General features: G+C 38.9%; 18 protein-coding genes and 2 pseudogenes. 15 read left to right on the top strand and 5 right to left on the bottom strand.

Translation table 11 applies throughout. The features are described 5' to 3' along the window. The first annotated feature begins 60 nt into the window (after positions 1-60). Positions 61-947 (top strand): annotated as a pseudogene (locus GSM42_RS04585) (LysR substrate-binding domain-containing protein). 69 nt (positions 948-1016) lie between these two features. Here the strand turns inward: GSM42_RS04585 and GSM42_RS04580 are convergent. Further along, complete coding sequence (locus GSM42_RS04580; protein ID WP_160800355.1) at positions 1017-2006, bottom strand: aldo/keto reductase family protein; 990 nt, start codon at positions 2004-2006, stop codon at positions 1017-1019. A gap of 673 nt (positions 2007-2679) precedes the next feature. Between GSM42_RS04580 and GSM42_RS04575 the strand changes: the two genes are divergently transcribed. Together GSM42_RS04575 and GSM42_RS04570 are read left to right on the top strand one after the other, a co-directional pair. Beyond that, the gene (locus GSM42_RS04575) at positions 2680-3663 is read left to right on the top strand and encodes a DUF2268 domain-containing putative Zn-dependent protease (protein WP_160800354.1); all 984 of its coding nucleotides are present in this window, start codon (positions 2680-2682) and stop codon (positions 3661-3663) included. Next, a complete protein-coding gene (locus tag GSM42_RS04570; RefSeq protein ID WP_160800353.1) occupies positions 3584-4351 on the top strand; it encodes a MerR family transcriptional regulator in 768 nt (255 codons plus the stop codon). Before GSM42_RS04575 ends, GSM42_RS04570 begins: the two co-directional genes overlap by 80 nt. A gap of 469 nt (positions 4352-4820) precedes the next feature. Here the strand turns inward: GSM42_RS04570 and GSM42_RS04565 are convergent, their stop codons facing one another. Together GSM42_RS04565 and GSM42_RS04560 are read right to left on the bottom strand one after the other, a co-directional pair. Further along, on the bottom strand, positions 4821-5579 hold the full coding sequence (locus GSM42_RS04565; RefSeq protein ID WP_160800352.1) for a sporulation protein: 759 nt from the start codon (positions 5577-5579) through the stop codon (positions 4821-4823). 434 nt (positions 5580-6013) lie between these two features. Beyond that, on the bottom strand, positions 6014-7180 hold the full coding sequence (locus tag GSM42_RS04560) for a cytochrome P450 (RefSeq protein WP_160800351.1): 1167 nt from the start codon (positions 7178-7180) through the stop codon (positions 6014-6016). A 350-nt stretch (positions 7181-7530) separates the two neighbouring features. Between GSM42_RS04560 and GSM42_RS04555 the strand changes: the two genes are divergently transcribed. Continuing rightward, positions 7531-8967, top strand: coding sequence for an erythromycin esterase family protein (locus GSM42_RS04555; RefSeq protein WP_160800350.1), 1437 nt, complete (start codon positions 7531-7533; stop codon positions 8965-8967). A gap of 682 nt (positions 8968-9649) precedes the next feature. Here GSM42_RS04555 and GSM42_RS04550 read toward each other — a convergent pair. Beyond that, the gene (locus GSM42_RS04550) at positions 9650-10024 is read right to left on the bottom strand and encodes a winged helix-turn-helix transcriptional regulator (protein WP_160800349.1); all 375 of its coding nucleotides are present in this window, start codon (positions 10022-10024) and stop codon (positions 9650-9652) included. A 198-nt stretch (positions 10025-10222) separates the two neighbouring features. Between GSM42_RS04550 and GSM42_RS04545 the strand changes: the two are divergent. The 10 genes and pseudogenes from GSM42_RS04545 to GSM42_RS04500 all read left to right on the top strand — a co-directional run bounded on the left by GSM42_RS04545 (position 10223) and on the right by GSM42_RS04500 (position 21463). Continuing rightward, a pseudogene (locus GSM42_RS04545) lies at positions 10223-10806 on the top strand (NAD(P)H oxidoreductase). Between the two features lie 27 nt (positions 10807-10833). Continuing rightward, positions 10834-11835 (top strand): SDR family oxidoreductase, encoded by a 1002-nt coding sequence (locus tag GSM42_RS04540; RefSeq protein ID WP_160800348.1) that lies wholly within the window; start codon positions 10834-10836, stop codon positions 11833-11835. An 85-nt stretch (positions 11836-11920) separates the two neighbouring features. Next, positions 11921-12586: an NAD(P)H-dependent oxidoreductase gene (locus tag GSM42_RS04535; protein ID WP_160800347.1), complete on the top strand. Its 666-nt coding sequence runs from the start codon at positions 11921-11923 to the stop codon at positions 12584-12586. Between the two features lie 437 nt (positions 12587-13023). Next, complete coding sequence (gene kdd, locus GSM42_RS04530; protein WP_160800346.1) at positions 13024-14058, top strand: L-erythro-3,5-diaminohexanoate dehydrogenase; 1035 nt, start codon at positions 13024-13026, stop codon at positions 14056-14058. 66 nt (positions 14059-14124) lie between these two features. Next, positions 14125-15381, top strand: a complete 1257-nt coding sequence (gene kamA, locus GSM42_RS04525) for a lysine 2,3-aminomutase (protein WP_160800345.1) — start codon at positions 14125-14127, stop codon at positions 15379-15381. Further along, the gene (kamB, locus tag GSM42_RS04520; protein ID WP_160800344.1) at positions 15378-16364 is read left to right on the top strand and encodes a lysine 5,6-aminomutase reactivase subunit KamB; all 987 of its coding nucleotides are present in this window, start codon (positions 15378-15380) and stop codon (positions 16362-16364) included. Before kamA ends, kamB begins: the two co-directional genes overlap by 4 nt. A 24-nt stretch (positions 16365-16388) precedes the next feature. Then, positions 16389-17966 (top strand): lysine 5,6-aminomutase subunit alpha, encoded by a 1578-nt coding sequence (gene kamD / locus GSM42_RS04515; protein WP_160800343.1) that lies wholly within the window; start codon positions 16389-16391, stop codon positions 17964-17966. Beyond that, positions 17963-18712 carry a lysine 5,6-aminomutase subunit beta gene (gene kamE, locus GSM42_RS04510; protein ID WP_160800342.1) on the top strand — a complete coding sequence of 250 codons (750 nt, stop codon included), beginning with the start codon at positions 17963-17965 and terminating at the stop codon, positions 18710-18712. Before kamD ends, kamE begins: the two co-directional genes overlap by 4 nt. Before the next feature lie 45 nt (positions 18713-18757). Then, the gene (locus GSM42_RS04505; RefSeq protein ID WP_160800341.1) at positions 18758-20791 is read left to right on the top strand and encodes a heterodisulfide reductase-related iron-sulfur binding cluster; all 2034 of its coding nucleotides are present in this window, start codon (positions 18758-18760) and stop codon (positions 20789-20791) included. Between the two features lie 147 nt (positions 20792-20938). Next, entirely contained in the window at positions 20939-21463 is a 525-nt protein-coding gene (locus tag GSM42_RS04500) for a YfiT family bacillithiol transferase (RefSeq protein ID WP_160800340.1), read from the top strand. Between the two features lie 79 nt (positions 21464-21542). On the opposite strand, the gene GSM42_RS04495 is transcribed toward GSM42_RS04500, so the two are convergent. Further along, complete coding sequence (locus GSM42_RS04495) at positions 21543-22481, bottom strand: DMT family transporter (protein WP_160800339.1); 939 nt, start codon at positions 22479-22481, stop codon at positions 21543-21545. A 339-nt stretch (positions 22482-22820) separates the two neighbouring features. Here GSM42_RS04495 and GSM42_RS04490 point away from each other — a divergent pair, with 339 nt between their 5' ends. Continuing rightward, positions 22821-23996, top strand: coding sequence for an acetyl-CoA C-acetyltransferase (locus GSM42_RS04490; RefSeq protein ID WP_160800338.1), 1176 nt, complete (start codon positions 22821-22823; stop codon positions 23994-23996). The last annotated feature ends 6 nt before the right edge of the window (positions 23997-24002 follow it).

Genomic DNA, 24002 nt, shown 5'->3' with positions numbered 1-24002 from the left:
TAGACATTACGAGGAATGGATTTAGAAATATATTGTTCTTGTTGGAAAGGAAAGAGAAAGATGGATCTCCGGCAAATGCGTTATTTTATAATGGTGGCAGAAGAACTGAGTTTTAGCCGCGCAGCAGAACGCCTTAAAATGTCACAGCCTCCTTTAAGTCAAGAAATTCGTAAATTAGAAGAAGAATTAGGTGTTCAACTTTTTCATCGTACCAAAAGAGTGGTTGAACTTTCAGATGCCGGAAAGATTTTTTTAGAAGAGGCTCGATGTACTCTATTACAAGTAGATAGAACTATAAAAATGACACAACTTACATATGAGGGAAAAATAGGACTCCTAAAAATCGGTTTTGTCGATTCTACAGAAATTGTTATAGACATTCTAAAAAAATTTCGGGAACGGTTTCCTAACATTCATCTTGTATTACGTGAAATGACAACGGAACAGCAACTGAAAGCGCTCTATGAGAAACAAATACAAATTGGATTTTTTCGTTCTAAACAGAGTAACAAAGTGCTGAATTCTGAAATTTGTTCTGAAGAATCTTTAAGATTGGTTTTACATGAAAACCATCCTTTAGCCTCATTACCCGAAATTTCAATCCAATCACTAATGGATGAACCATTTATTTTGTTTCCACGCCATTTTGGTTTCAAGTTTTTATGATTATTATTAGCTGTTTTCAATATTATGGTGTAAATTTAAATGTAGTTCAAGAAGCTGTACAAATGCAAACGATTGTTAATCTAGTTGCAACAGGAATGGGAGTCTCTGTAGTTCCATCATCAGTAGAAAGTTTGAAACGCGCAGGAGTTGTCTATAAAAAAATTCAAGAACCTACACCGAAAGTCAATCTGTATGTTGGATGGAGGCAAGATGAAAAATCTACGGTATTAGATCATTTTCTAACCGTTGTAAGGGAAGTATATTCGAATACACATTCTTAGTGGTTCAACTATAGTCCAAGATTCCAACAAATAAAAAATCAGTGCGGAAGCACTGATTTTTTTTAAACCTTAACCTGTTTTACTAGGATCGTACTCAACGAAACCTTTTAGAATTTCATCAATCTGATTCATTACTTCAGGTTCAAGTTTGACAGCAGAAGCGAGGGCATTCTCTCTTATCTGTTTCGGACTTGAGGCACCGATAATTGCTGAAGAAACGTTCTGGTTTTGAAGTACCCAAGCTACTGCAAGTTGTGAAAGGGTAAGGTCAACCTGTTGTGCGATGGGTCTAAGATTCTGAATAGCAGTAAGGACATTGTCACTCATCCATCGCTGCGCAAGATTTTGAAAAAACGGTTTACCAGCGGAAGAATTAGCACGTGATTGAGTTGGAACTGGTTTACCAGGCTGATATTTTCCTGTGAGAACACCTTGTGCAACTGGGGACCATACTACTTGTCCCAGTCCCTCACGCTGGCAGGTTGGTATCACATCCTTTTCGATAACTCGCCACAACATGGAGTACTGAGGTTGGCTGGCGATAAGCGGAATATTCAATTCTCGTGCAAGTGCTGCACCACGTGTGATTTGTTCTGCCGTCCATTCGCTTACACCAACATAAAGCACTTTACCCTGTCTTACCAAATCAGCGAAAGCTAACATCGTTTCTTCAAGAGGAGTAGCTGAGTCAAATCTATGTGCGTAATAGACATCAATGTAGTCAGTCTGTAATCGGCGCAAAGATGCATGGCAATTTTCTAGAATGTGTTTTCGTGATAAACTTTTATCGTTTTGCCCAGTTCCAGTCGGGTGGTACACCTTTGTACATAGTTCAATACTTTCCCGCCGTACACCTTGCAAAGACCGACCGAGTACTTCTTCAGCTTTAGTGTCTGAATAAACATCAGCCGTATCGAATGTCGTAATACCAACATCTAATGCAGCTTTGACACAGTCATTTGCTGTATCTTCATCTACTTTACCTCCATGATTTATCCAGTTCCCATATGCAATTCTGCTTATAGTTAATCCACTATTGCCCAATTTACTATATTCCATTTTGGTTGCCTCCTTTTAAAAATGATACTTTTATTATAAAATCCCAGTCTTAATATGAAAAATATATTATTTATAATAAATTAATATAAATTTAATATAAATATAACGCAGATCAGTAAAAGAAGGGAAATACTAGGCTCGTTTGAGAAAAGCCAAAAACGGTTTGATAGATAAAGACGGAATTTTTTGAGAAATTTTCAATGTTCATCCCTTCACATTTCAGGTATATCTTACTTTGGTACTATGACTTCTGCTGACTTATGAGAATTAAACTTTCCCTTGCAGAAAGGGTTACTAGAAGCATGGCTTATCACACAGATTTCCCTAGTAAGAACTATCTGGTTCTCTATCTACCTGCCATTTACTCCCATTCACCTTTGGCAGCATGGACTTTTGTTTTGGTTTGTATACTCGTTAATGCAGAGAGTGAAAATATTTCTTGATATCAACCTTGTCACAATAAAAAGGAGATCTAAAAAATAAAAATTGCTGTAAAGAATATAATTTCAAAAGAGTCTAGTTTTTATGTTTATAGTAACGAAGCCACTGTTCTCTTTTCTGGTTGTCCATTGTTGTTCACGATCATCTTTATATTTGATGGCTATTAAATCCCTTGACTATAACGTTACGTCATAGTTTATAATGACGATCAAGGAAGAAAGAGGTGGAAAAAGTGAATATCAAAGCATTACGCTCAGATAAAATATATCGCAACGTTTTACAAGCGCCACAAGAAGAAAAGGTTGAATTACTCAGACAAAAAATGTTCGCCCCATTTATGAAAAAATGGGAAATCCAGCATGTTCCTTTTAAAGCTACGGAGCCAGGTGGTTTTGATGTTATTATGATGAACAATATGACGCACCTCTCACCTGCTCAGATCACCAATGAGATTTCAACCGAATTAGATTTAATTTCGTCCGATTCCTTTTGGGATGAGTGTGAAGAAGCAGTGAAGAAAAGCCTTCATTTATTTACAGAGCACGGCGTGAATCTTCGTGTATCTGATTATTTATTCACTATTCTATTAGGGAATCCAAATAGCCCTTTATTAAGGATAAATGAAGGATATAGTGGCGATGGGGGTATCCCTGGCTATATTTTTGGTACACTTGTGCCAAATGAATATACCATACCTCGAATGAAGGCTGCTTTAGCTCATGAATGTAATCATAATGTTCGCTATCAATTTATTGAATGGGATCATTTTGCTGTTACATTAGGTGAATTAATTGTGAGTGAAGGGTTAGCAGAAAACTATGCTACTTCTATTTTTGGGCAGGAGCTGCTCGGGCCTTGGGTAACAAAAACAGATAAGGAAACTCTTAATAAGCGTATTAAACCAGTGCTCAAGGAAAAATTACAACTAGCGGGCTTTCAGAATTTGTCACCATATCTTTACGGTGACGAAATAGCAAAACTCCAAAACTTAACACCAGTCAACATGCCTTATAGTGCCGGTTATGCCTGTGGATATTATTTAATCAAATACTATTTAGAAAAAACAGGCAAAACTATCTATGAAGCTACTATTACTCCTGCGAATGTCATATTAGACGAAGTCAAAGGATTTTGGGATGAAGAGACAATTATTAGCTGTAAAAGATATTGTTCAAATTACAGGCATAACAAAAAGAACGTTACATTATTACGATAAGATAAATTTATTGAAGCCAACTCATCTTACGGAAAATGGTTATCGACTCTATGATAGAAATAGTTTAGAAAAACTACAAACCATTTTATTTTTAAAGGAAATGGATTTTTCTCTACAAGAGATTAAGGACATTTTGGAACTTTCCAAGGAAGAACAGAAACAATTATTAAAAAATCATAGCCAAACTTTATTGATAAAAAAACAACGGTTGGAAACAATCATTACTGCATTGGACGAGTATGTATCTGGAAAAGATATCTACAACCTACGTATTTTTCATGATTCAACCATTTTACCATTACAAGAACAGTATGCTCATGAAGCGAGATTCTTCTATGGAGAAACAGAAAAATACAAAGAGTTTGAGAGGAAACTGGCAAAACTCTCTCCTAGTGAAAGAGCAAACTTATTCTCTATGTTTGAGCAAAACATGGAAAGTGTATTTAGAAGAATGGCAGCCTGTATGAATCAATCTCCTTCTTCTGATGAAGTACAGCAATTAATTATAGAATGGAAAAGTAATTTAGAACAAGTTATGGTTTGTGACTCTGAGATATTAGTATGTATTGCAAATACGTATAAATTTGTTAATCGATACAAAAATTATATCAATCAATTTAGCAATGAAGACTTAGCCGACTTTTTATACAAAGCTATTATATATCATATCAATCCAAAGGAAGAGTAGACTATACAAACACAATAAATAAAAATGGCTTTCATCGGTAAACGGCGATTTTCTAGAGTGATAAAATGATCCCCATTTCTCAGCATTAAAATGGAGAAATGGGGATCTTTAGATTGTAAACATCTTAACGTTGCAAATCCGCTTTTTCAGGAAGATATATGGTGTATATATCTGGTGGGAGTTTCTATATCTGGGGAGTTTCCAAGTTCGTATAAAAATCATAGCTTATCTTCTGTATTTAAATAATAGTGTACATCTTTTCCAAAACTACCCCTTAGGGATCTCTTATTCTGCTGCAAAATCCCCGTATCCAAAGAAGAAGACTGAAGTTACAGGAATTACTTCAGGGATGTTGCCATATTTCTATGGAAATATCGTTGATTTTGACATGAAATTTAGATACTAATACCTGTAACGTTTTTACAGATAAAAGAAAAAGCAATCTCGCGATGAGATTGCTTTTAAATCGTCATTTTTTCAACAACTGTTTTACAAGTAGTTCCAATCTGGTTTTTGCTTTTTCCTCTGTATTCAATTCGGAAGCTGTTATTTCAAAGCGGCGAACTTTTTCATCCATATGAAACATATCGATGAGGGCGGAGTAATTAGTCGTATGTTGCTCACCTACTTGGAGTACTCCATCGATCGTATCCTGTTCGGCATTATAGTGGAAATATACTGCGATCTCATTACATACGCCATAAAAATAAGTAGTTGGATGATATTGGATCAGTTGGGACCAGCCTTGTTCATCCGTAACAAGTCCATCCCAATCTTGCTTAAATCCAAGTTGTTTAAATCCATTCAAAAATTGAGCTACACGTTCATTTGGTAACACCGTAATATAATCACGGTCATGTGAGTCAATTGCATTTTTGATCTCTAGGTTGGTAATAAAATAGTATTTGGTGTTCACCGATGACGATGGTATGCTGACTGGGCAAGTAAAGGAAAACGGAAAGGTGATGCTTTCATTTGGCTGGATTGTAAATAGATCATGTGTAATATCAATCATAGCAACCCGCTCTATCAAACTATTGTTAGTTCTTGCATGTGTAGATTGCAGTATGAAATATACAGACAATCCCTCTACTTTTTGTTCAGCGCTGCCACCTGTAACAACAATTTGTCCTGTAGCTTCTTTGCCTGTTATTACTACATCTTTGTCCAAGCGTAAATCAATTTTTGCTGCTCCCATCCCCATGGATGCAAGTACGGTTTCAAACAACTTTTCTTCCTCCCAAAACATCTCTTTTTTTTCTATCATACCATGTGTGATGGACTTCGAGTAGAATCTATTTCAAAAGTCGATTGACTTTGAGAAATCAAATAGAATGCTTGATAGTGTTGACCTTGACGTTGATATTGGACAACTAATTTTCGATTGTGGTCTATCCAAGCAAAACAACTTGATCTCTTTTTTGAAAAAAACTACCAAATGCATGACGATGGTAAGTTTGATATGCAACCAATTCGTTAAACCGACTAATAGGTCTTCCTCTTTTTGATGGAACTCCAGATGGGGGCAAATGTTCTTTGAGCTAAGCGAGTTTCATGTGGCTGTGTATTGGATAAATGAGTTTCGATTGAGGTGTCATTTTGTTCTGTTACCTTTATCACTTCGAACTCTTCTGCTTTTTTCCTTAGGAAGTATGAAGTGTATTATCGTTTTTGAAAAGTTACAGGAAACTCTTTAATCGAATATGTCACAGCGCTTTGATTCATAACAGGTTGTTTGTGATCCTTCAGTTGAAATTGATGCAATCGTCCCAATAATACTCGAAGTGCTATGTTCGCCTCCAGACGAGCTAAAGGTGCTCCCATGCAATAATGAATACCATGCCCAAAAGCAGTATGCTTCAAATTGGTTCGATGAATATCAAATTCATTTGGGTTAGCAAATACTGATTCATCCCGGTTGGCAGAACCCATCCATAAATTGATAAAGTCACCTTTTTTGATTCGTTTACCTCTTAATTCGGTATCTTTGGCTGCAATTCGGTTGATATACTGCAGGGGTGATCGGTATCGAAGAACTTCTTCAATCGCTTTCGTGATATCTTCGGGATGGTCAATGAGATGTTCTTGTACTTCTGGATGTTCAATGAAAGTAAAGATGGCGTTATTAATCAGATTGGTAGTCGTTTCGTTGCCTGCTATTAATAAGAGAATGCAAAAAGCCAATACGTCATTGGCAGATAGTTTTTCTCCATCGACTTCTGCTTGTAGCAATTGCGAGATTAAATCATCCTCAGGCTCCTGTTTACGAAATTTAATCATTCTCAGAAAATATTCACTCATCTCTTTCTGAGCTTGAAAATAACCTTCGGCACCACCGTCTACTTCTGAAGGTTGTTTTGCAAACATAATCGACCATTTTTTAAATTTATCTTGATCTTTATGCGAAATTCCTAATAGTTTTGCAATTACTTGGATCGGAATGGGAACAGCTAAATCTCTGGTAACATCCATTTCACCCTTGTCCTCCACTTGATCTAACAGTTCATGAGTAATTTGCTCAATCCAAGGTTTCATATCTTCAATTGCTTTTGGAGTAAAAGCTTTTGAGATGAGCAAACGAAGTTGTTTATGACGTGGTGGGTCTGTTACTGACATTGCTATTGACACTGGACTTTCTGCTATTTTAGGGAAGTACTCGTTAGAAAACGTCTCATGATCTTGGAAAACTTTTTGTACATCATCATAACGAAATATATGCCATGTACCTTTTGCGCCGAAATAATGCAAAAAGTCTTCATCATAAGTTACAGGGTTTTGTTTCAACATATGATTATACCAAGGAAAAGGATTAGAAAATGAATGTTTCAAACGCATCACCTCAACATATTATTTAGGAAAACTATAATTACATATTATTACTAACAATTTAAATAGTAAATATTAATAAAATAGTCAGAACTAATGAAAAGGTGGCTACTGAGTATCATAAATGCCTCACATATTCCCTTCACTTCAAAATTGTGTTATTCCAAGTGAAGGGCTATTTCATTTACCTAAAAACAGATTCACTACTAAGCATTGCAACCCTTTTTTTAAATGTTTCTTTCCTTTTCTCTTCTTAATAGGGAATTTTTATAAAAGTAAATATATAATTGCACTTAAATGATCTATTCCTGTATATATAAAAATAGGAACAACTAGAGTTTGGAGGGCATCATTTGATTTCATCTAAAAGAAAATCTATTGACATAATTTATCGTTGGTTGCTATGGATGGTGCTTATTTGTATGAGCTTATCTCCATTTTTTGCTATTTCAAGTACACAAGCAGCAAGTGTGGAAAATCCGAAGTGGCATCAATGGTTGCAAAACAATGCCCAGCCGATTGAAAAGATAGAATCAGATAAAGGAGATACCTATAAGGATCTAAATTTTTTTAAAAAAGTACTGGAAAACAAGCAAATCGTCTTTTTAGGAGAGAGTTCGCATGGAGCCGCACAATTTAGTACATCTAAAGTGCGTCTGGTGAAATACTTACATGAAAAGTTAGGGTATAACGTACTGGCCTTTGAATCTGGATTAGGTGAATTATTTGCTGTTGATGCCCAAATCAACCAACAATCGTCAACACAATCACTGAAAGATAGCATGTATCCGATTTGGCAAACCAAAGAAGTGTTACCGCTTTTTGAATATATCAAGCAAAAAAGTAATTCTCGTCAGCCACTGCAATTGGCAGGGATCGATATGCAGCCTGTTGGTTCTTATGGAAAGTTTTTAGAGAGTTGGTTTCAAAAGATTGATCCGAAAATGGGAGAGAAAGCAAAACAAACGGAGGAAAAATTTTCAACGTCTCTGCTTCAGTCAGATACAGAGGCTTTTCAAAAAGATCAGCAGAAGATGATCGAAGCATATCAAGAACTATACGATTTTACCCAAAAACAAGTCAGAGCATTAGCTGGGATATACCCGAATTCGCCAAATATGGTGAAAGTAACCCAATATGTTTTGCAAGATCGCATCCATACTGTCAAAGATGTGGTTCCTCATTATGTTTCCTATAATCACTACGTTCAAGAGAAAGATGGAACACATGCGACTAAAGCATATGACCAATATAATATTGCCAGGGATCAAGCAATGGCAAAACATATGGTCTGGCTTACAGAAGTACTTTATCCTAAGCAAAAAATTATCGTCTGGGCACATAACCTGCATATTCGTAAAGCCAACACCAAAACAGTAAATCCTAATCGAAGCCCCATCGTAACCCTTGGTCAGTTGTTACCAGCAAAGATCAAAGAGCAATCTTATGTCTTGGGACTATATATGAACAGTGGGACATCGAACAAGAACGACCGTACTCCTTTACCTGTGAGGCATCGTCATCCCAAAGGGACGATAGAATCCATCTTTGGGAAGGCAGGATATAAAAATTTCTTTATCGATCTCGCTCAACCCTATAGGTTATTTGATTTAGCGCATCTATCTCGCTCGCTTGATTTCATTCGCCCATCCCGAGAAGAAACAGCTTGGATGTTTACCAAACGTGCCGTTTTGGATTGGGGCGGTTGGGAGGAACAGCTGGTTTTAAGAGAGCAGTATGATGGAGTTTTGTTTCTAGATCAAGTGAATTTACCTGAGTACATCGAGTAGTATTTCATGAAAGAAAATCAAGTGAATGGGCTGTATTGAGGAAATACATTTATGAACACCAAAATAAAAGAATATCATAGAAGCTTTTAAAGAAAATGAACAAAAAAAAGTGGCATAAGCATAGCGTATAAAAATTGCTGTTCTATCCAGTTTATTTGGAAAGAACAGCTTTTATTATTTCAACCTCTTCATTTTGCACACCATAACGGAAGCTGAATGATAGGGGAACATTCCACAACTCTTACAAAATTATCAAATCAAAAGTTTCTTAATGGTTTTACCTTTCATCACTGTTTTGTATGGGAGCATGCAACTAGGTGTGGTTGTGGTGGAAATCGGATTAGCCATTTATATGCTGATAGCAGCCCAAAATGAACCAAAGTGTTGGTAGGATTCAATGGAGTTTCTCATATCATCTTTGCCGTCCTACTATGTGTGATGGTAAGTAGTGACAAGCGTATTAATTCCATTTTGAATGAAAAATCTATCAATATCAATACGATTTCCTAAATATGTGTAGAGTAAGCAAAATAAACAAGGTCTCCAATGTGAGTCTAATTTAGAAAACTTGTTATTATATCCTAATTATTCTTGGGTTTTTCCAATTTGATCCACTTGGGAAATGCTTACTGTACTTTGAATGGAACATGTCAAATTTAGGAACCCCGAATAGCTTGTTGTTTTAACTCTTATGCTCTTCCGAATAGCACTCTAGTATTAAAGACTTATCTTCGTAATTTTTCTCTACGTGATTTTCACCCCACCAACAAAACTGATCCAATATATTTTTTAAACTCCATCCATACTCACTCAACTCATACTCTACTTTCGGTGGAATTTGATGGTAAACAATTCGGTTAATAATTCCATCACTTTCAAGTTCGCGTAATTGCCTAGTTAACATCTTTTGCGTGATCACAGGAATTAAGCGAAGCAATTCATTATTTCTTTTTTTTCCTGTGATCAGATGATATAAAATGACACTTTTCCATTTACCTCCGATTATATCTAAGGTTACTTCCACTCCATTTCGATACCGGCTGGATTTTTTCTGCAATCATGATTTTCCTCCAAACTAGGTAAAAGCAGTAAAAGTCTATGGTGTCATAAATGACACTAGGGGGCTTTAAAGTATGTACTTCTCTAATGATCCTATAGTATTTATAATAACAAATATAGCTTGCTTTCAGTTGGGTTGGTTTTATCAAAAATAAATGGTTATCATACAACCAGAAAAATAAAAGAAGCTTTGAAAATGAAAGTCTTAACAGTTGTGAGTCATCCAAGAGTGGATTCCCTTACGTTTGCTGCTGCCAATCGATTTGTACAAGGTTTAAAAAAGAAGCTGGACATGAAGCAGATCTATTGGATTTACATCGAATAGGTTTTAATCCCGTACTAGGGGAAAACGATGAGCCTGATTGGTCCATAAGCCGACCCAAATATTCAGCTGAGGTTGAGCGAGAAATTGATCGAATGCTTCGATACAATGCGCTAGCATACGTTTTTCCACTCTGGTGGTACAGTATGCCAGCTATGTTAAAAGGATATATTGAGCGAGTATGGAATTATGGTGTTGCCTATGGTTCAAGTCGTCTTTCACACCAACATATATTGTGGTTAATCTTGGCTGCTGCATCTCCTAAAGATCTGGCGAAGCGTGATTATGACAAAATGATCGCTCACCAACTCAATGTTGGTTTAGCCAACTATGTTGGTATCCAAAATTCTCAAATCGAATATCTCTATGAAACTTTAAAAGAGGACCCCAAACATATAGAAACACTACTAGATCAAGCTTATCAATATGGATTGAACTACGCTAAACAATCGATTTAATCATCACATTTTAAGGAGAAAAACGAAATGAAATCAAGAATATTAATTGCTGGAGGATATGGTCTAGTAGGAAGCACCATTGCAAAACACATCAGAGCAATAAGTAGAGATGTTGAGATTATCCTTGCGGGGAGGAATCCTGAGAAGGGGATGGCACTCGTACAAGAGTTAGAACATGCTGGAACTATTTATTTAGATTTAGAAGATACAAAATTAATAAACCAATTTGACTGGAAACAATTTGATCTCATTGTTTCGGCAGTAGCAGACCCAGCAGATACACTCATTCATGCAGCTATGAACCATCATATAGCGCATATTGGAATCTCTAAAATAACTGATCAAGTTGCACCCATTCTTTTTGCAGGTCTTCAATCCCAACCAAAACGCCCCATTGTATTACTTGGTCATTGGCAAGCAGGGACTATATTAACCATACTACAAAAGGTAGCGGAACAATTTAACCATATCGACAAAGTCGAATTAACTGCTCTTTACGATGTGCGCGATCCAATCGGTCCAATGGTTGTAAATGAACTTAGCAATGCTGAATCATGGATGAATCGAGGTTACATACGTGAAGAAGGGAAGTGGAAGTGGGTCGATGCCGAAAAGCATACAAGATTCATTCACAAGGATAATGAACACGTCATGCAAGGAAAGCCAATGGCTTCGCTTGATCTTCCAAGTATTGCTTCGATTACACAAGCCTCAAATATTCGCTTTGATTTAGTTCAAGGTGAATCAATGGGTACCATAGCTGAAAACAAGGCATCTCATGATGTATATATCGATCTGGAAGGAACTCTTCAATCAGGCGAACAAATAAAACAACGAACAATAATATCAGACCCAAATGGTCAAGCACATTTAACAGCACTTGGAGTGCTAGTTATCATGGAACGTATTCTTGGTTTAGATGGAGATCCACCTGCTGATGGAGGGATCCACTTGCCTGAAACACTTCTATTCCCAGAAAAAGCCATCGCGCGCTTCCAGCAATTTGGTGTCCAAATTTTATCAGATTAATTTCATGGGAGCTAGTTGTATAGTCGGTTTAGACCATAAATAAATTAAATATTATGAATTATATATACTAAAGGAAGAATTGAAAATGAGTAATAAAGAAACATGGAAACAACAAATTCTAGATGCATTTCATTTTAGACATGCTACAAAGTCATTTGATCCAAACAAAAAAATATCAGATGATGACTTCCGCTTTATTTTAGAAACTGGAAGATTATCACCAAGTTCGCTTGGACTTGAACCTTGGAAATTTGTCGTTGTTGAAAGTTCTGAACTCCGTGAGAAAATCAAAAATATTGCATGGGGAGCCTACGGAAAGCTTCCAGACGCCAGCCATTTTGTCCTATTACTCGCAAGAACAAAACAAGACACAAAGTATGACTCTGACTACATCAAAGAACATTTTAGCTATCTCCCAGAAGGATATATGCCAAAGTTTCTTGAAAGAGTGGAAGAATTTCAAAGGGAAGATTTTAAATTACTCGACGATGATCGCTTCCTTTTCGACTGGGCGTCTAAACAAACCTATATAGCACTTGGCAATATGATGACGGCTGCTGCCCAAATTGGTATAGATTCTTGTCCGATTGAAGGCTTTAATATAGATAAAATGAATGAATTATTAGAGAAGGAAGGACTGTTAGAAAACGGTAGTTTTGGAATTTCTGTATTAGCAGCTTTTGGCTATCGGGCTGCCGAAGCTCCACCTAAAAGCAGGAAATCTTTTGATGATATTGTAAAGTGGGTATGAAACAGTGAATAGAAAATGACTTGAGATGCCACTTAGGTGACTCAAGTCTTTTCATGTTTAACCGGACATAAAATCAATCCTTGGGAGCTATTTTATCTAGCTCCTCTTGGAAGAGTCGTTTTTCTTTTCGTACCACAATAGGATTAACAATAAAGTGGTATTCGTCAATGAGATCATGTGGCATCCATGTAGGAACAAGCTCTCCTGTTCCATATATTGAGCAGATGATAAGAAACTAAAAAATCGGTTAGGTATGATAGTTTAGTTTTCATTTTTAATGGTATTCAATCACGGTTTTCATATAGAAGATCAAATTTGAAATAAGAGGAAAAATATTTACTATATAGAATATATTTAGTGAAGTAATGGTTTTTACCATCTAAGTACATCACATATGGTTTCATATCGTTATCACCAAATAATGGAGGTGATTGGTATTGTTATCCCATTATTATGGCCTTCATCGTACCTTATCTCCTGCTGGAGTTTTTCCTCAGCCCGCATGGTCTCTTGACCCTAGTTTACCCATCCATCCAACGGAACTCTTAGTAGATATCGAAGCCCTACACATTGATTCCGCCTCTTTTACCCAATTAAAACAAGAAGCAAATGGTTCCTTAGATTTACTCACATCTAAAATAAAAAATATTATTTTGGACCGTGGAAAAATGCATAATCCCGTAACCGGTTCTGGAGGTATGTTCATCGGACGAGTAAAGGAAGTGGGGGAACAATTTGCCGATCCATCGATTCGTTCCGGTCAAATGATCGCTTCGCTTGTTTCGTTGACTCTCACCCCACTTTCACTCACCAAAATAAAATCAATTGATATGGTTACGGGACAGATAGAGATTGATGGGCATGCAATTTTGTTTTCTAGTAGTCCATTTGCCGTTTTGCCAAAGGATATGAATCAGCGGGTTGCACTTGCTGTGTTGGATGTGTGCGGCGCACCTGCGCAAGCTGCTAGATTCATCGAACCGCATCATGTTGTCGTCGTGCTTGGAGCAGGGGGGAAATCAGGGTTGTTGACACTTGCAGAAGCACGTCGAAAAGTCGATCAATCGGGAATTGTGATTGCTATGGAACACAGTAAAAACATGTGTAAAGAAGTAGAGGCATTATCTTTAGCTCATCATGTTTGTTGTGTAGATGCGACAAATCCTGTTGCAGTATTAGAGGCTGTATCTGATCTTACTGATAGTGAGCTGGCAGATATAACATTTAATTGTGTCAATGTTCCCGGAACAGAGCTTTCTTCAATCGTAGCAACAAGAGATGAAGGGATCGTTTATTTCTTTAGTATGGCTGTTCAATTTACGTCTGCGGCACTTGGGGCGGAAGGGATCGGAAAAGATGTAAAATTAATGATCGGCAACGGTTATGCACCAGGTCATGCGAATCATACACTAGAATTATTAAGGAACTCACCTAGCTTAATGGAACTTTTTACTCGTCGTTATGGTTCTTGATGTTCGATCACGACTCCAACACGAAGCTTCTCTACATGAGTAGTCATTAAGAGAGGAGTGGGCGTTATGCGGGATTGGCGGCATGTATCATTATGGGAGGATGTAACAGAAGAACAATGGAATGATTGGCTCTGGCAATTGACTAATACGATTCGAACAGTGGATGAATTAAAAGAAGTTATCCACCTAGAAGAGACCGAGGTTACCGGTGTAGGGATTTCCAAACAAACCATTCCACTAAATATAACCCCTTATTATGCGCTACTCATGGATCCAGATGATGCAACTGACCCTATTCGGATGCAATCGGTTCCTATCTCCTCTGAGCTTGACCGCACTCCTTACGATCTTGCTGATCCACTATTGGAAGATACGGATTCGCCCGTCAAAGGATTAACACATCGTTATCCAGATCGTGTACTTTTTTTGGTGACTAATCAATGTTCCATGTATTGCCGTTACTGTACCCGTCGTAGATTTTCCGGGCAAATCGGGATGGGTGTACCAAAAAAACAGATGGAAGCTTGTTTGGATTATATCCGCAACACGCCACAAGTCAGAGATGTCTTACTGTCTGGTGGAGATGGTCTCTTAATCAATGATCGCATCCTAGAGTACTTGCTACGAGAACTAAGAAATATACCACATGTGGAGATTATTCGGATTGGGACACGTGCCCCAGTTGTTTTTCCTCAACGAATCACAGAAAATCTTTGCACGATTTTAAAAAAATATCATCCTATTTGGCTCAATACCCATTTTAATCATCCAAAAGAACTGACTCCCGAAGCAAAACGTGCTTGCCTGATGCTTGCAGATGCAGGTGTTCCAGTTGGTAACCAGTCGGTAATCTTGGCAGGTATCAACGATTGTCCTCATATTATGAAATCACTTATGCATGAGTTAGTGAAGGCAAGGGTTCGTCCGTATTATATTTATCAATGCGATCTCTCAGAGGGAATCGGACATTTTCGAGCACCTGTCAGTAAAGGGATTGAGATCATCGAGTACCTTCGGGGACATACATCAGGATATGCGATTCCTACCTTTGTCGTAGATGCTCCAAGTGGTGGTGGGAAGATCCCAGTTGGACCCAATTATCTGATCTCACAAAGCTCGCAAAAAACGATTTTGCGTAATTTTGAAGGTGTCATTACCAGCTATCCAGAGCCTGATCAGTATCGAGAACACGATGCACAAAACTGCTCTTATTGCCAAGCTGCACCTGCTCCAGAGGGAGTAGCGGGTCTAATCGGAAATGCAAGACCAAATCTAGAGCCAAAAAAACTGATTCGAGAGGAGCGTCGTGTCACACAACCATGATCCCTATAGTGTTGGATGAGATAGGTTCGTTAGCAGTTGTCGGTATCGCGAAAAATGTAGGGAAGACGACGCTGATCAATCAGATTTCCAAACACGAAAAGGCAAAAAGACAGCTTGGTTTTGTCAGTCTCGGGATTGATGGAGAAGACCGGGATGCCTGGAGTGGATTACCTAAGCCGGCTGTTACGATACCAGCAGGCAGCTGGCTTGCTACCTCTCGTAGTTTGATCCAGTGGGAAGAAGAGTGTTGGGATTATGTAGAAGGTTTGGGTTCCTATACACTCATGGGAGAATTAGTTGTTGCCCATACGACAGCAGATATAGAGGCAAAGCTTGCTGGAGTAGGTACACTACATGATTTGGAGCGAGTGCTGCAATTGTTTCAAAATAAGCAGTTATTTGCACTTGTGGATGGCGCATATGATCGAAAATCATTTGCTCGTCCCACCTTAATAGAGGCAATGATTTTGGTCATAGGTGGAACAGCGGGTAGAGATGAACATGAGATTATCCGAAAGGCAAATCACTGGCTCCAGCAAGCAGATCTTCCCGTTTGTATCGAATCTTATTATGTAGAAATGTTCTGTCAAGCAAAGCGAGAAAATCATATATGGGGGATACGAAATGGGAAGTCTGGTCGTTTTCCTTTTCCATCCCTCTTCTCTTCTTTCGAAGAGCTACGGAGTTGGGAAGTACTTGGTCTACCTGGAGCCCTCACAGATAAAATGCTCCGTTTTTTTATGGATCACCAGTGGTACCCTATTTTGATACTTTCCGATATGACACATCTTTTTGTCTCTGATTTTGTGTTGAGAACCTTTTTGCGTAAAGGTGGTAGCATAGAATTTCTTCAATCCATACAAGTAAAAGGTGTTGCGGTCAATCCGACTACACCTGTGGGTAAACGATTGGATGGGGATAAATTAATCAGTGGGATCAAACAAGCAGCAAGAAATATCCCCGTTTGGGAATTTAAGAAATAGGAGTTCCAGATAGGGGAGTGTAATATGTCTGGGAAATTAAATCTAGACCACCGTTCGGTTGAAGAGGCGAGGGTTATTGCGAAAGAAATCGCAGAAGAAGTGGATCATTTTATTTCCGCTCGATCCACGGTTTCCATTGAGAGAACGGTACTTCGCTTGTTTGGAGTTGATGGTGTCCATGATGATATCCCATTGCCCAATATCGTCGTGGACGGGCTCTTAGATGCTGGTGTTTTGCACCGTGGTGTGGCATTTTGGCTGTGTAATGCAATCGTTCAGACAGGCAAGACTCCTCAAGAGGTTGCGGAGTTAGTTGCAAAAAAGGAGCTTTCTCTGGTTGATCTGCCTGTCACTTCAGAAGAAGCAGTTTATCGAACAGGGGAACGTTTGCAAGATGCAATGTTGGATAAGATTTTTTCCCATCGAAAGCTCAGAGATCATTATATCAAAAAACTTAGCGAAGGGAGAAAGCCTTACCTTTACTTGATCGTAGCTACAGGAGATATTTATGAAGATGTTACTCAGGCTCGATCGGCTGCTCGTCTAGGAGCCGATATTATCGCTGTTATCCGCAGTACAGGGCAAAGTTTGTTCGATTTTGTCCCATATGGAGCTACTCGCGAAGGATACGGTGGTACCTATGCAACGCAAGAAAACTTTCGAATCATGCGAGCTGCTCTGGACGAAGTAGGGGAAGAAGTAGGGAGATACATCCGGCTTTGCAATTATTGTTCGGGCTTATGTATGCCGGAGATCGCAGCGATGGGAGCAATGGAACGGCTTGATGTGATGTTAAACGACGCTTTGTATGGCATCTTATTTCGGGATATCAATATGCAGCGTACGTTGATCGACCAAGCATTCTCAAGGATGATCAATAGTTATGCTGGGATTATCATCAACACAGGGGAAGATAACTACTTGACAACAGCAGATGCAGTCGAGTCTGCTCATACCGTATTGGCTTCTCAATTTATCAATGAGCAATTTGCTTTGTTGTCAGGTCTTCCTGAAACACAGATGGGTCTAGGTCATGCTTTTGAGATGAATCCAGAATTAGAAGATGGCCTGCTGCTAGAGATTGCACAAGCTCAAATGGCAAGAGAGATCTTCCCAAATGCCCCGCTCAAATATATGCCTCCTACCAAGCATATGACGGGAAATATTTTCCTCGGTCATATTCAAGATGCTTTATTTAATTTGGTTAGTATTGTTACAGGACAGGGAATTCAATTATTAGGAATGATGACTGAAGCAATGCATACTCCCCACATGCATGATCGCCAATTATCGATTGAAAACGCACAGTACATTTTTCGAAATGCACGTCATCTGCAAGACGAAATTTTATTCCGGCCAGATGGACGAATCCAACGTAGAGCGCACACGGTCTTGACAAAAGCTGTTTACCTTTTGCGAGAAGTGAAAAAGAAATCGCTATTCACCGCACTAGAAGAAGGCATTTTTGCAGATGTGAAGCGATCAAGGGCAGGAGGCAAAGGGTTGTCTGGTGTGATCAAACGCTCGGTTGATTATTGGAATCCATTTGAATGTGGTCTTCGAGAGCGTCTCCAGTTATCGATAAGAGGTGAGGAAGGATGACCATTGATTGGTCGAGGATTCGTCCATATGGAGACACCTTAGATGATGGAGCTATGCAATTGAGCTTTTCACTGCCTGTTCCTTATGGAGAAGAAGCGAGAGAAGCAGCGAAGCAATTGGTTGGGAAAATGGGATTGATTGAGTCTCAAGTTTACCATATGAAAGATCTAGGTGAAGGATATACTTACTTTATTTTATATGCGAACTGTACACATTCAGTTGATTTTAGCAAAATTCATGTTCCAAAAGTAGAAGCTCCTATAATGGGATTTGAGGAGATCAATCAATATATTCGTAAACATATTAAACGAAAAATTATTGTATTAGGTGCATGTACAGGAACAGATGCACATACAGTGGGTATTGATGCGATCATGAATATGAAAGGTTACCATGGGGAGTACGGATTAGAAAGATATCCAGAAATTGATGCTTACAACTTAGGCAGTCAAGTTGATAACGAGGATCTAATTGAAAAAGCAATCGCTTATCGAGCTGATGTACTACTCGTCTCACAAATTGTAACCCAAAAAGAAGTGCATGTTACCAATCTAACTGAGTTAGTAGAGTTGTTGGAAGCAGAAGGGATGAGAGATCGGTTTATCTTGATTTGTGGTGGACCTCGCATCCATCATGAATTGGCGTTGGAACTGGGCTTTGATGCTGGGTTTGGCCCGGGAACACTAGCCCCAGAAGTAGCTTCGTATTTTTCGCAAGAGCTTGCTAGGCGCAAAGGGTTGGTTTGATGCCAACCCTTTTTGATACCTATCCTAAGAAAAGGAGCAACTCACATGCATACCCTTTATGTGATTCATATTTCGTTGTTTTTGTTGTTAACAGCAGCTTCTCTTGCCTTATTTGGGAGAATTATTTATACTCGCTATCGTTATATTCGTTTAGGAAAGAAAACCGAGTGGGGATGGAATCTTGCTGGGACATGGGGTTATATATTTGGTCAAAAAAAATTGTTAAAGGATAAAAAAAGCGGCTGGATGCATGTGGTGATGTTTTATGGATTTATTCTGATTCAATTTGGTGCGATCGATTTGTTTATCAAAGGTTTATTTCCTGGCAATCATTTGCCCGTCCCTTTTTACGCAGGATTTTTAGTATTGCAAGAAATAACAATTCTCTTCGTATTTTTCGCAACAGGATATGCTTACTATAGAAGGTATATCGAGAAGTTACCCCGCCTAAAAAGAAGTTTTCGTTCTGGTTTGGTGATTTTGTTTTTAACTTCCCTCCTCTTTTCTATCATCTGGTCTTCTTCTTTTGAGAAGATCTGGCTGCAAGAAGATCTCACTTGGTCTACTCCACTTTCTTCGCTCCTTGCATTCTTTTTTATGGGATGGATGTCACCAGAGGTTGGTGAAACACTGTTTTATATTGGATGGTGGATGCATGCCATTATCTTATTTAGTTTTTTACTCTATGTTCCACAATCTAAGCATTTTCACCTATTCGTTGCCCCGCTCAATGTGGTGTTACGCCGAAAACAGCCGCGGCTGTCTTCTATCAATTTTGAAGATGAAACACTAGAGACATATGGTGCAGGAAAAATAGAAGATTTTGAGCAGAAGCAACTAATCGACTTATATGCATGTGTAGAGTGTGGGCGTTGTACCTCTGTTTGTCCCGCATCGGGTACAGGAAAGATGCTTTCTCCGATGGACTTGATCGTAAACATGCGCAATCACCTGACTGCTAAAGGAGCAGCGATCACATCTACCTCTCCGTGGATGCCTTCCTTTGCTTTTGCAACAGAGGCAGCCGCTACGAGCCAAGCACAAGAGCAAGCCCTTGTTGGAGATGTAATCACTACACAAGAACTATGGGCTTGTACCACTTGTCGGAACTGTGAGGACGCTTGTCCAGTGATGAATGAACACGTAGATAAGATTATCGATATGCGCAGATATTTGGTATTGACAGAGGGGAATATTCGTCCAGAGGCATCCAGAACCCTAAACAATATCGAACGACAAGGAAATCCTTGGGGACTTAGTAAGAAAGAACGAGCGAATTGGCGGGAAGAGAGCAAAGTAACAGTGCCTACTGTGAAAGAAAACCCCAGTTTCGACTATCTCTTTTTTGTTGGGTCGATGGGTTCTTATGATACGAGGACGAAAAGAGTGACAGAAGCAGTAGTTCAATTACTCGCGTACGCTGGTATTTCCTTTGCGATACTAGGTAACAAAGAAAAGAATTCAGGGGATACTCCTCGTCGCTTGGGAAATGAGTTTTTATTTCAACAGCAAGCAGAAGCAAATATCGCTCAGTTTACCAAACATAAAGTAAAGAAAATCATCACTATCGATCCACATGCATTTAACCTTTTTAAAAATGAGTATGCAGATCTGGGATGGGAAGGAGAAGTGGTACACCATACCCAGCTACTCGCTGACCTAGTGAAAGAAAAGAAACTTGTTCCTAGTAAACCATTAAAAGAGCGTATTACTTATCATGATTCATGTTATTTAGGCAGATACAATGAGGAATACGAAGCTCCACGTTATATTTTGCAACAAATACCAGGGGTTGAGTTAGTAGAAATGAAACGAAATCGCGAAAATGCGATGTGCTGTGGTGCAGGTGGCGGGATGATGTGGCTAGAGGAGACAGAAGGGAAACGGGTAAATCTAGCACGAACCGAGCAGGCACTGGAAGTATCTCCGACGATTATCAGTAGTGCTTGTCCTTATTGTCTGACGATGTTATCCGATGGTACAAAAGCAAAAGAAGTAGAGGAGCAAGTGCAGACTTATGATATCGCAGAGTTATTAGTACAGTCGATAGATTTCACGGAAACAGAATCTGCTAGTTAAAATAGTACAAAAATAGGAAAAACTGCTCTTTTAAAAGGGCTGTTTTGTTTAGACTTAAATGGACCTTGATATAGCTCAAATATATAGACATAGCAAAAATAGTAGTTATGGATTATCCTTAACTTAGCAAATCTTGGAGGTGCAAACATGAGGGATTCTCGTTATCCGATAGGTAAGTTTCAAAAACCTGCGACTTTTACGAATGAACTGCTTCAACAATATATTCAAACAATCGAACAGCTACCAGAGCTTTTACGTCATGCAGTCGAGGGATTGGATGACGAACAACTGAACACCCCGTATCGAGAGAGTGGATGGACAGTACGTCAAGTGGTACACCATATAGCAGATAGCCACCTCAATAGCTATACTCGTTTTCGACTTGCCTTAACAGAAGATTCTCCAACGATAAAAACGTATAGTGAGCAAAATTGGGCGGAGCTCGAGGATGCAAAATACTCTCCTATTTTTTCTTCTCTCTCAATTATTGATGGATTGCACCACCGCTGGACGATGTTACTTCGCTCTTTTTCTGAGAAAGAGTGGAAGAAGACATTTATTCATCCTGAGCTTGGGCCTTTGTCCCTTGATGTGACAACAGCTCTGTATGCGTGGCATAGTGAGCACCATGTGGCACACATAACAACACTTCGCAAACAGCGTAATTGGTAGTCCTTATTCAAGTGTGTGAGCCGCTGTCCATTCAAGGATAGGCGGCTCCATATTGTTGAAAGGCATAAACATGCTGGATTCAAATTTCAGGTGCGATTTGTTTCTTTCTCAGCTTTATGTTCACGTTTACTACCACGATCCCAATGCAGACGAGCACTAGTCCTAGGAAAGTAAACAGAGTTAATTTTTCTGCTAAAAAGATAGCAGAATAAAATACTCCAAAGACCGGTATAAGAAAGAGAAAAATGGATGCTTTGCTAACTGGATGATAACGAAGTAAGGTATTCCAACCAAAAGTGCCAATCAAGGCAACTAAAGCTAAATAGACAAACGTTATCCCCGATTGAATATCAAATGAAAATGGAAATAATCCTGCTTTCCATACACCCACACTAATCAGACAGATAGAGCCGATAAATAATTGATAAAAAGTAATGATACCTATATCAAACTTCGCTGATTGCCCCCGCGCCATTAAGTTACCAGCTGCAGCTGCAAGATTGGAAATGAGCAAAAGTATTTCACCAATGCCAAAGCTTACACCAGTCGTTACAGAATGCAGACTCACCACAAATATCCCTAAGAAACCAATAAGGATACCTGCGGTCTTTCGCAGTGTTAAACGATCATCTTGGTCGATGAAATGAGCGATCAAGATTTGAAACAAGGAGGCAGTACCTGTGAGGATTACCGTTACCATGCTAGATGCTAAATTAACTCCGATATAGAAGAAAACATATTGCAAAAAGTTTTGCACAAAACCTACTTTACTCAAAGAACGAAATGCTGTCTTTTGAAAAATCTTTTTTTTGCTTGTGAGTCGAAGAATAAAATACAAAATGATAGCAGATAACAGGAACCGATAGCCAGCAAACAATAGTTCTTTGCTAAAATCATGCTGGTCGATTGCTAACCAACCATAGCTTAGTTTGATCAGCGGTGCAGGACTTCCCCATAATAAAGTGATGATAAGAATAGCAGTAATAAATCCAAGTGGATGCAAAATGAATTTTTCCAATTTATTTATTCTTTCCTTCCTCTATATTCAGTTGTTACTGTCATTTTAGATGAATAACACACTTATTTGTTTGTTTTGTATTGAAAAAATGCATGTGAAATTTCTCCATATTAAAAACATCCTTAAGACATAAAAGAAATTATGATTAGCTATCACTTTAGGGGCTAGCAGAAACCAAAAATACATATAATAAAAATAAATTAGAATTGTATTTATTCCGTTTTTCACACCTTTCCGTCCATTTGTAAAAGTCAATCTGATAAGGTATTCTTATTAGTGAGAGCGTTTTCATTTGCGAATAATAACTTATTTCTTTTTATGTCCTTGGAGGTGAGAGTGATGAGAGAAGTAGTCATTCTAGAAGGAGCAAGGACACCCGTAGGGAAATTGGGTGGTGCGTTACATACTGTTTCTGCAGCCCAATTAGGTGCTATAGCAATCAAAGAAGCACTGATTCGAGCGGGTATTTCTGCCGATCAGATGGAAGAGGTATTGATGGGAATGGTTCTCCAAGGTGGAGCTGGTCAGATCCCATCTCGGCAAGCAGCCCATCTTGCAGGTATACCTTGGCATGTCCCAACAGAGACGATCAACAAAGTATGTGCTTCTGGTATTCGAAGTGTGACGTTAGCTGAACAAATTATTCGATCAGGAGGAAGTCAGCTGATTGTTGCAGGTGGAATGGAGAGCATGAGTAATGCTCCTTATATTTTGCCAAATGCCCGTTTTGGAATGCGGTTGGGTCATGGAGAAGCTGTTGACCTGATGATACATGATGGTCTTTGGTGTGCCTTTCAAGATGTTCATATGATCATCCATGGTAATGCAATTGCAGAAGAATACAAAATAAGCAGAGAAGAGCAGGATAAATGGGCTGTACGTAGTCATCAATTGGCTGCTAAAGCTATGGAAGCAGGGATTATTAAAGAAGAAATTGCTTCTGTTAACGTGAAGAATCGGAAGTCATCCATTTTAGTAGATAGAGATGAATCGGTGCGGACTGACAGTACTATCGATAAGTTAGCTGCTTTGAGACCTGCATTTGCAGTTGATGGAACCATTACTGCTGGAAATGCTCCTGGTGTGAATGATGGTGCTGCTGCAATGATACTCAGTTCTCAAAGCAAAGCAAAGGAGTTAGGTATTTCTCCGCTTGCAACCATTATCGGGCATGCATCTGTCGCGATGGAACCAGAAAAATTTCCAATCACACCAGCTTATGCGATTCAAAAGTTATTAAAGGAGCAGCAGTTAGATGTCTCTGATATCGATCTTTTCGAAGTAAACGAAGCATTTGCCGCTGTGATCCTTGCTACCGGTAAAATAATTGGCTGGGATGAAGCAAAAGTAAATGTAAATGGCGGCGCGGTCGCATTTGGTCATCCAATCGGTGCCAGTGGTGCTCGTATTCTACTTGCACTTGCTTATGAACTCCGACGTCGTGGTGGAGGAGTCGGCGTAGCTGCTATTTGTAGTGGCGCAGGGCAAGGTGACGCCGTCTTGCTGGAAGTCTAATGGGAA

Source organism: Shimazuella alba, from assembly GCF_009831235.1.
Taxonomy (GTDB): Bacteria; Bacillota; Bacilli; order Thermoactinomycetales; family Thermoactinomycetaceae; genus Shimazuella; species Shimazuella alba.
The sequence above is the reverse complement of the archived record's forward strand: the minus strand, read 5'-3'. Positions and strand labels throughout refer to the sequence as shown.

What these genes read in the sequence shown, in the direction of transcription:
- GSM42_RS04540 (WP_160800348.1), top strand. Translation starts at nt 10,834, where the DNA reads ATGAAATCAAGAATATTAATTGCTGGAGGATATGGTCTAGTAGGAAGC.
- kamE (WP_160800342.1), top strand. Translation starts at nt 17,963, where the DNA reads ATGACCATTGATTGGTCGAGGATTCGTCCATATGGAGACACCTTAGAT.
- GSM42_RS04535 (WP_160800347.1), top strand. Translation starts at nt 11,921, where the DNA reads ATGAGTAATAAAGAAACATGGAAACAACAAATTCTAGATGCATTTCAT.
- kamA (WP_160800345.1), top strand. Translation starts at nt 14,125, where the DNA reads ATGCGGGATTGGCGGCATGTATCATTATGGGAGGATGTAACAGAAGAA.
- GSM42_RS04490 (WP_160800338.1), top strand. Translation starts at nt 22,821, where the DNA reads ATGAGAGAAGTAGTCATTCTAGAAGGAGCAAGGACACCCGTAGGGAAA.
- kamD (WP_160800343.1), top strand. Translation starts at nt 16,389, where the DNA reads ATGTCTGGGAAATTAAATCTAGACCACCGTTCGGTTGAAGAGGCGAGG.
- GSM42_RS04580 (WP_160800355.1), bottom strand. Translation starts at nt 2,006, where the DNA reads ATGGAATATAGTAAATTGGGCAATAGTGGATTAACTATAAGCAGAATT.
- kamB (WP_160800344.1), top strand. Translation starts at nt 15,378, where the DNA reads ATGATCCCTATAGTGTTGGATGAGATAGGTTCGTTAGCAGTTGTCGGT.
- GSM42_RS04505 (WP_160800341.1), top strand. Translation starts at nt 18,758, where the DNA reads ATGCATACCCTTTATGTGATTCATATTTCGTTGTTTTTGTTGTTAACA.
- GSM42_RS04570 (WP_160800353.1), top strand. Translation starts at nt 3,584, where the DNA reads ATGAAGAGACAATTATTAGCTGTAAAAGATATTGTTCAAATTACAGGC.
- GSM42_RS04500 (WP_160800340.1), top strand. Translation starts at nt 20,939, where the DNA reads ATGAGGGATTCTCGTTATCCGATAGGTAAGTTTCAAAAACCTGCGACT.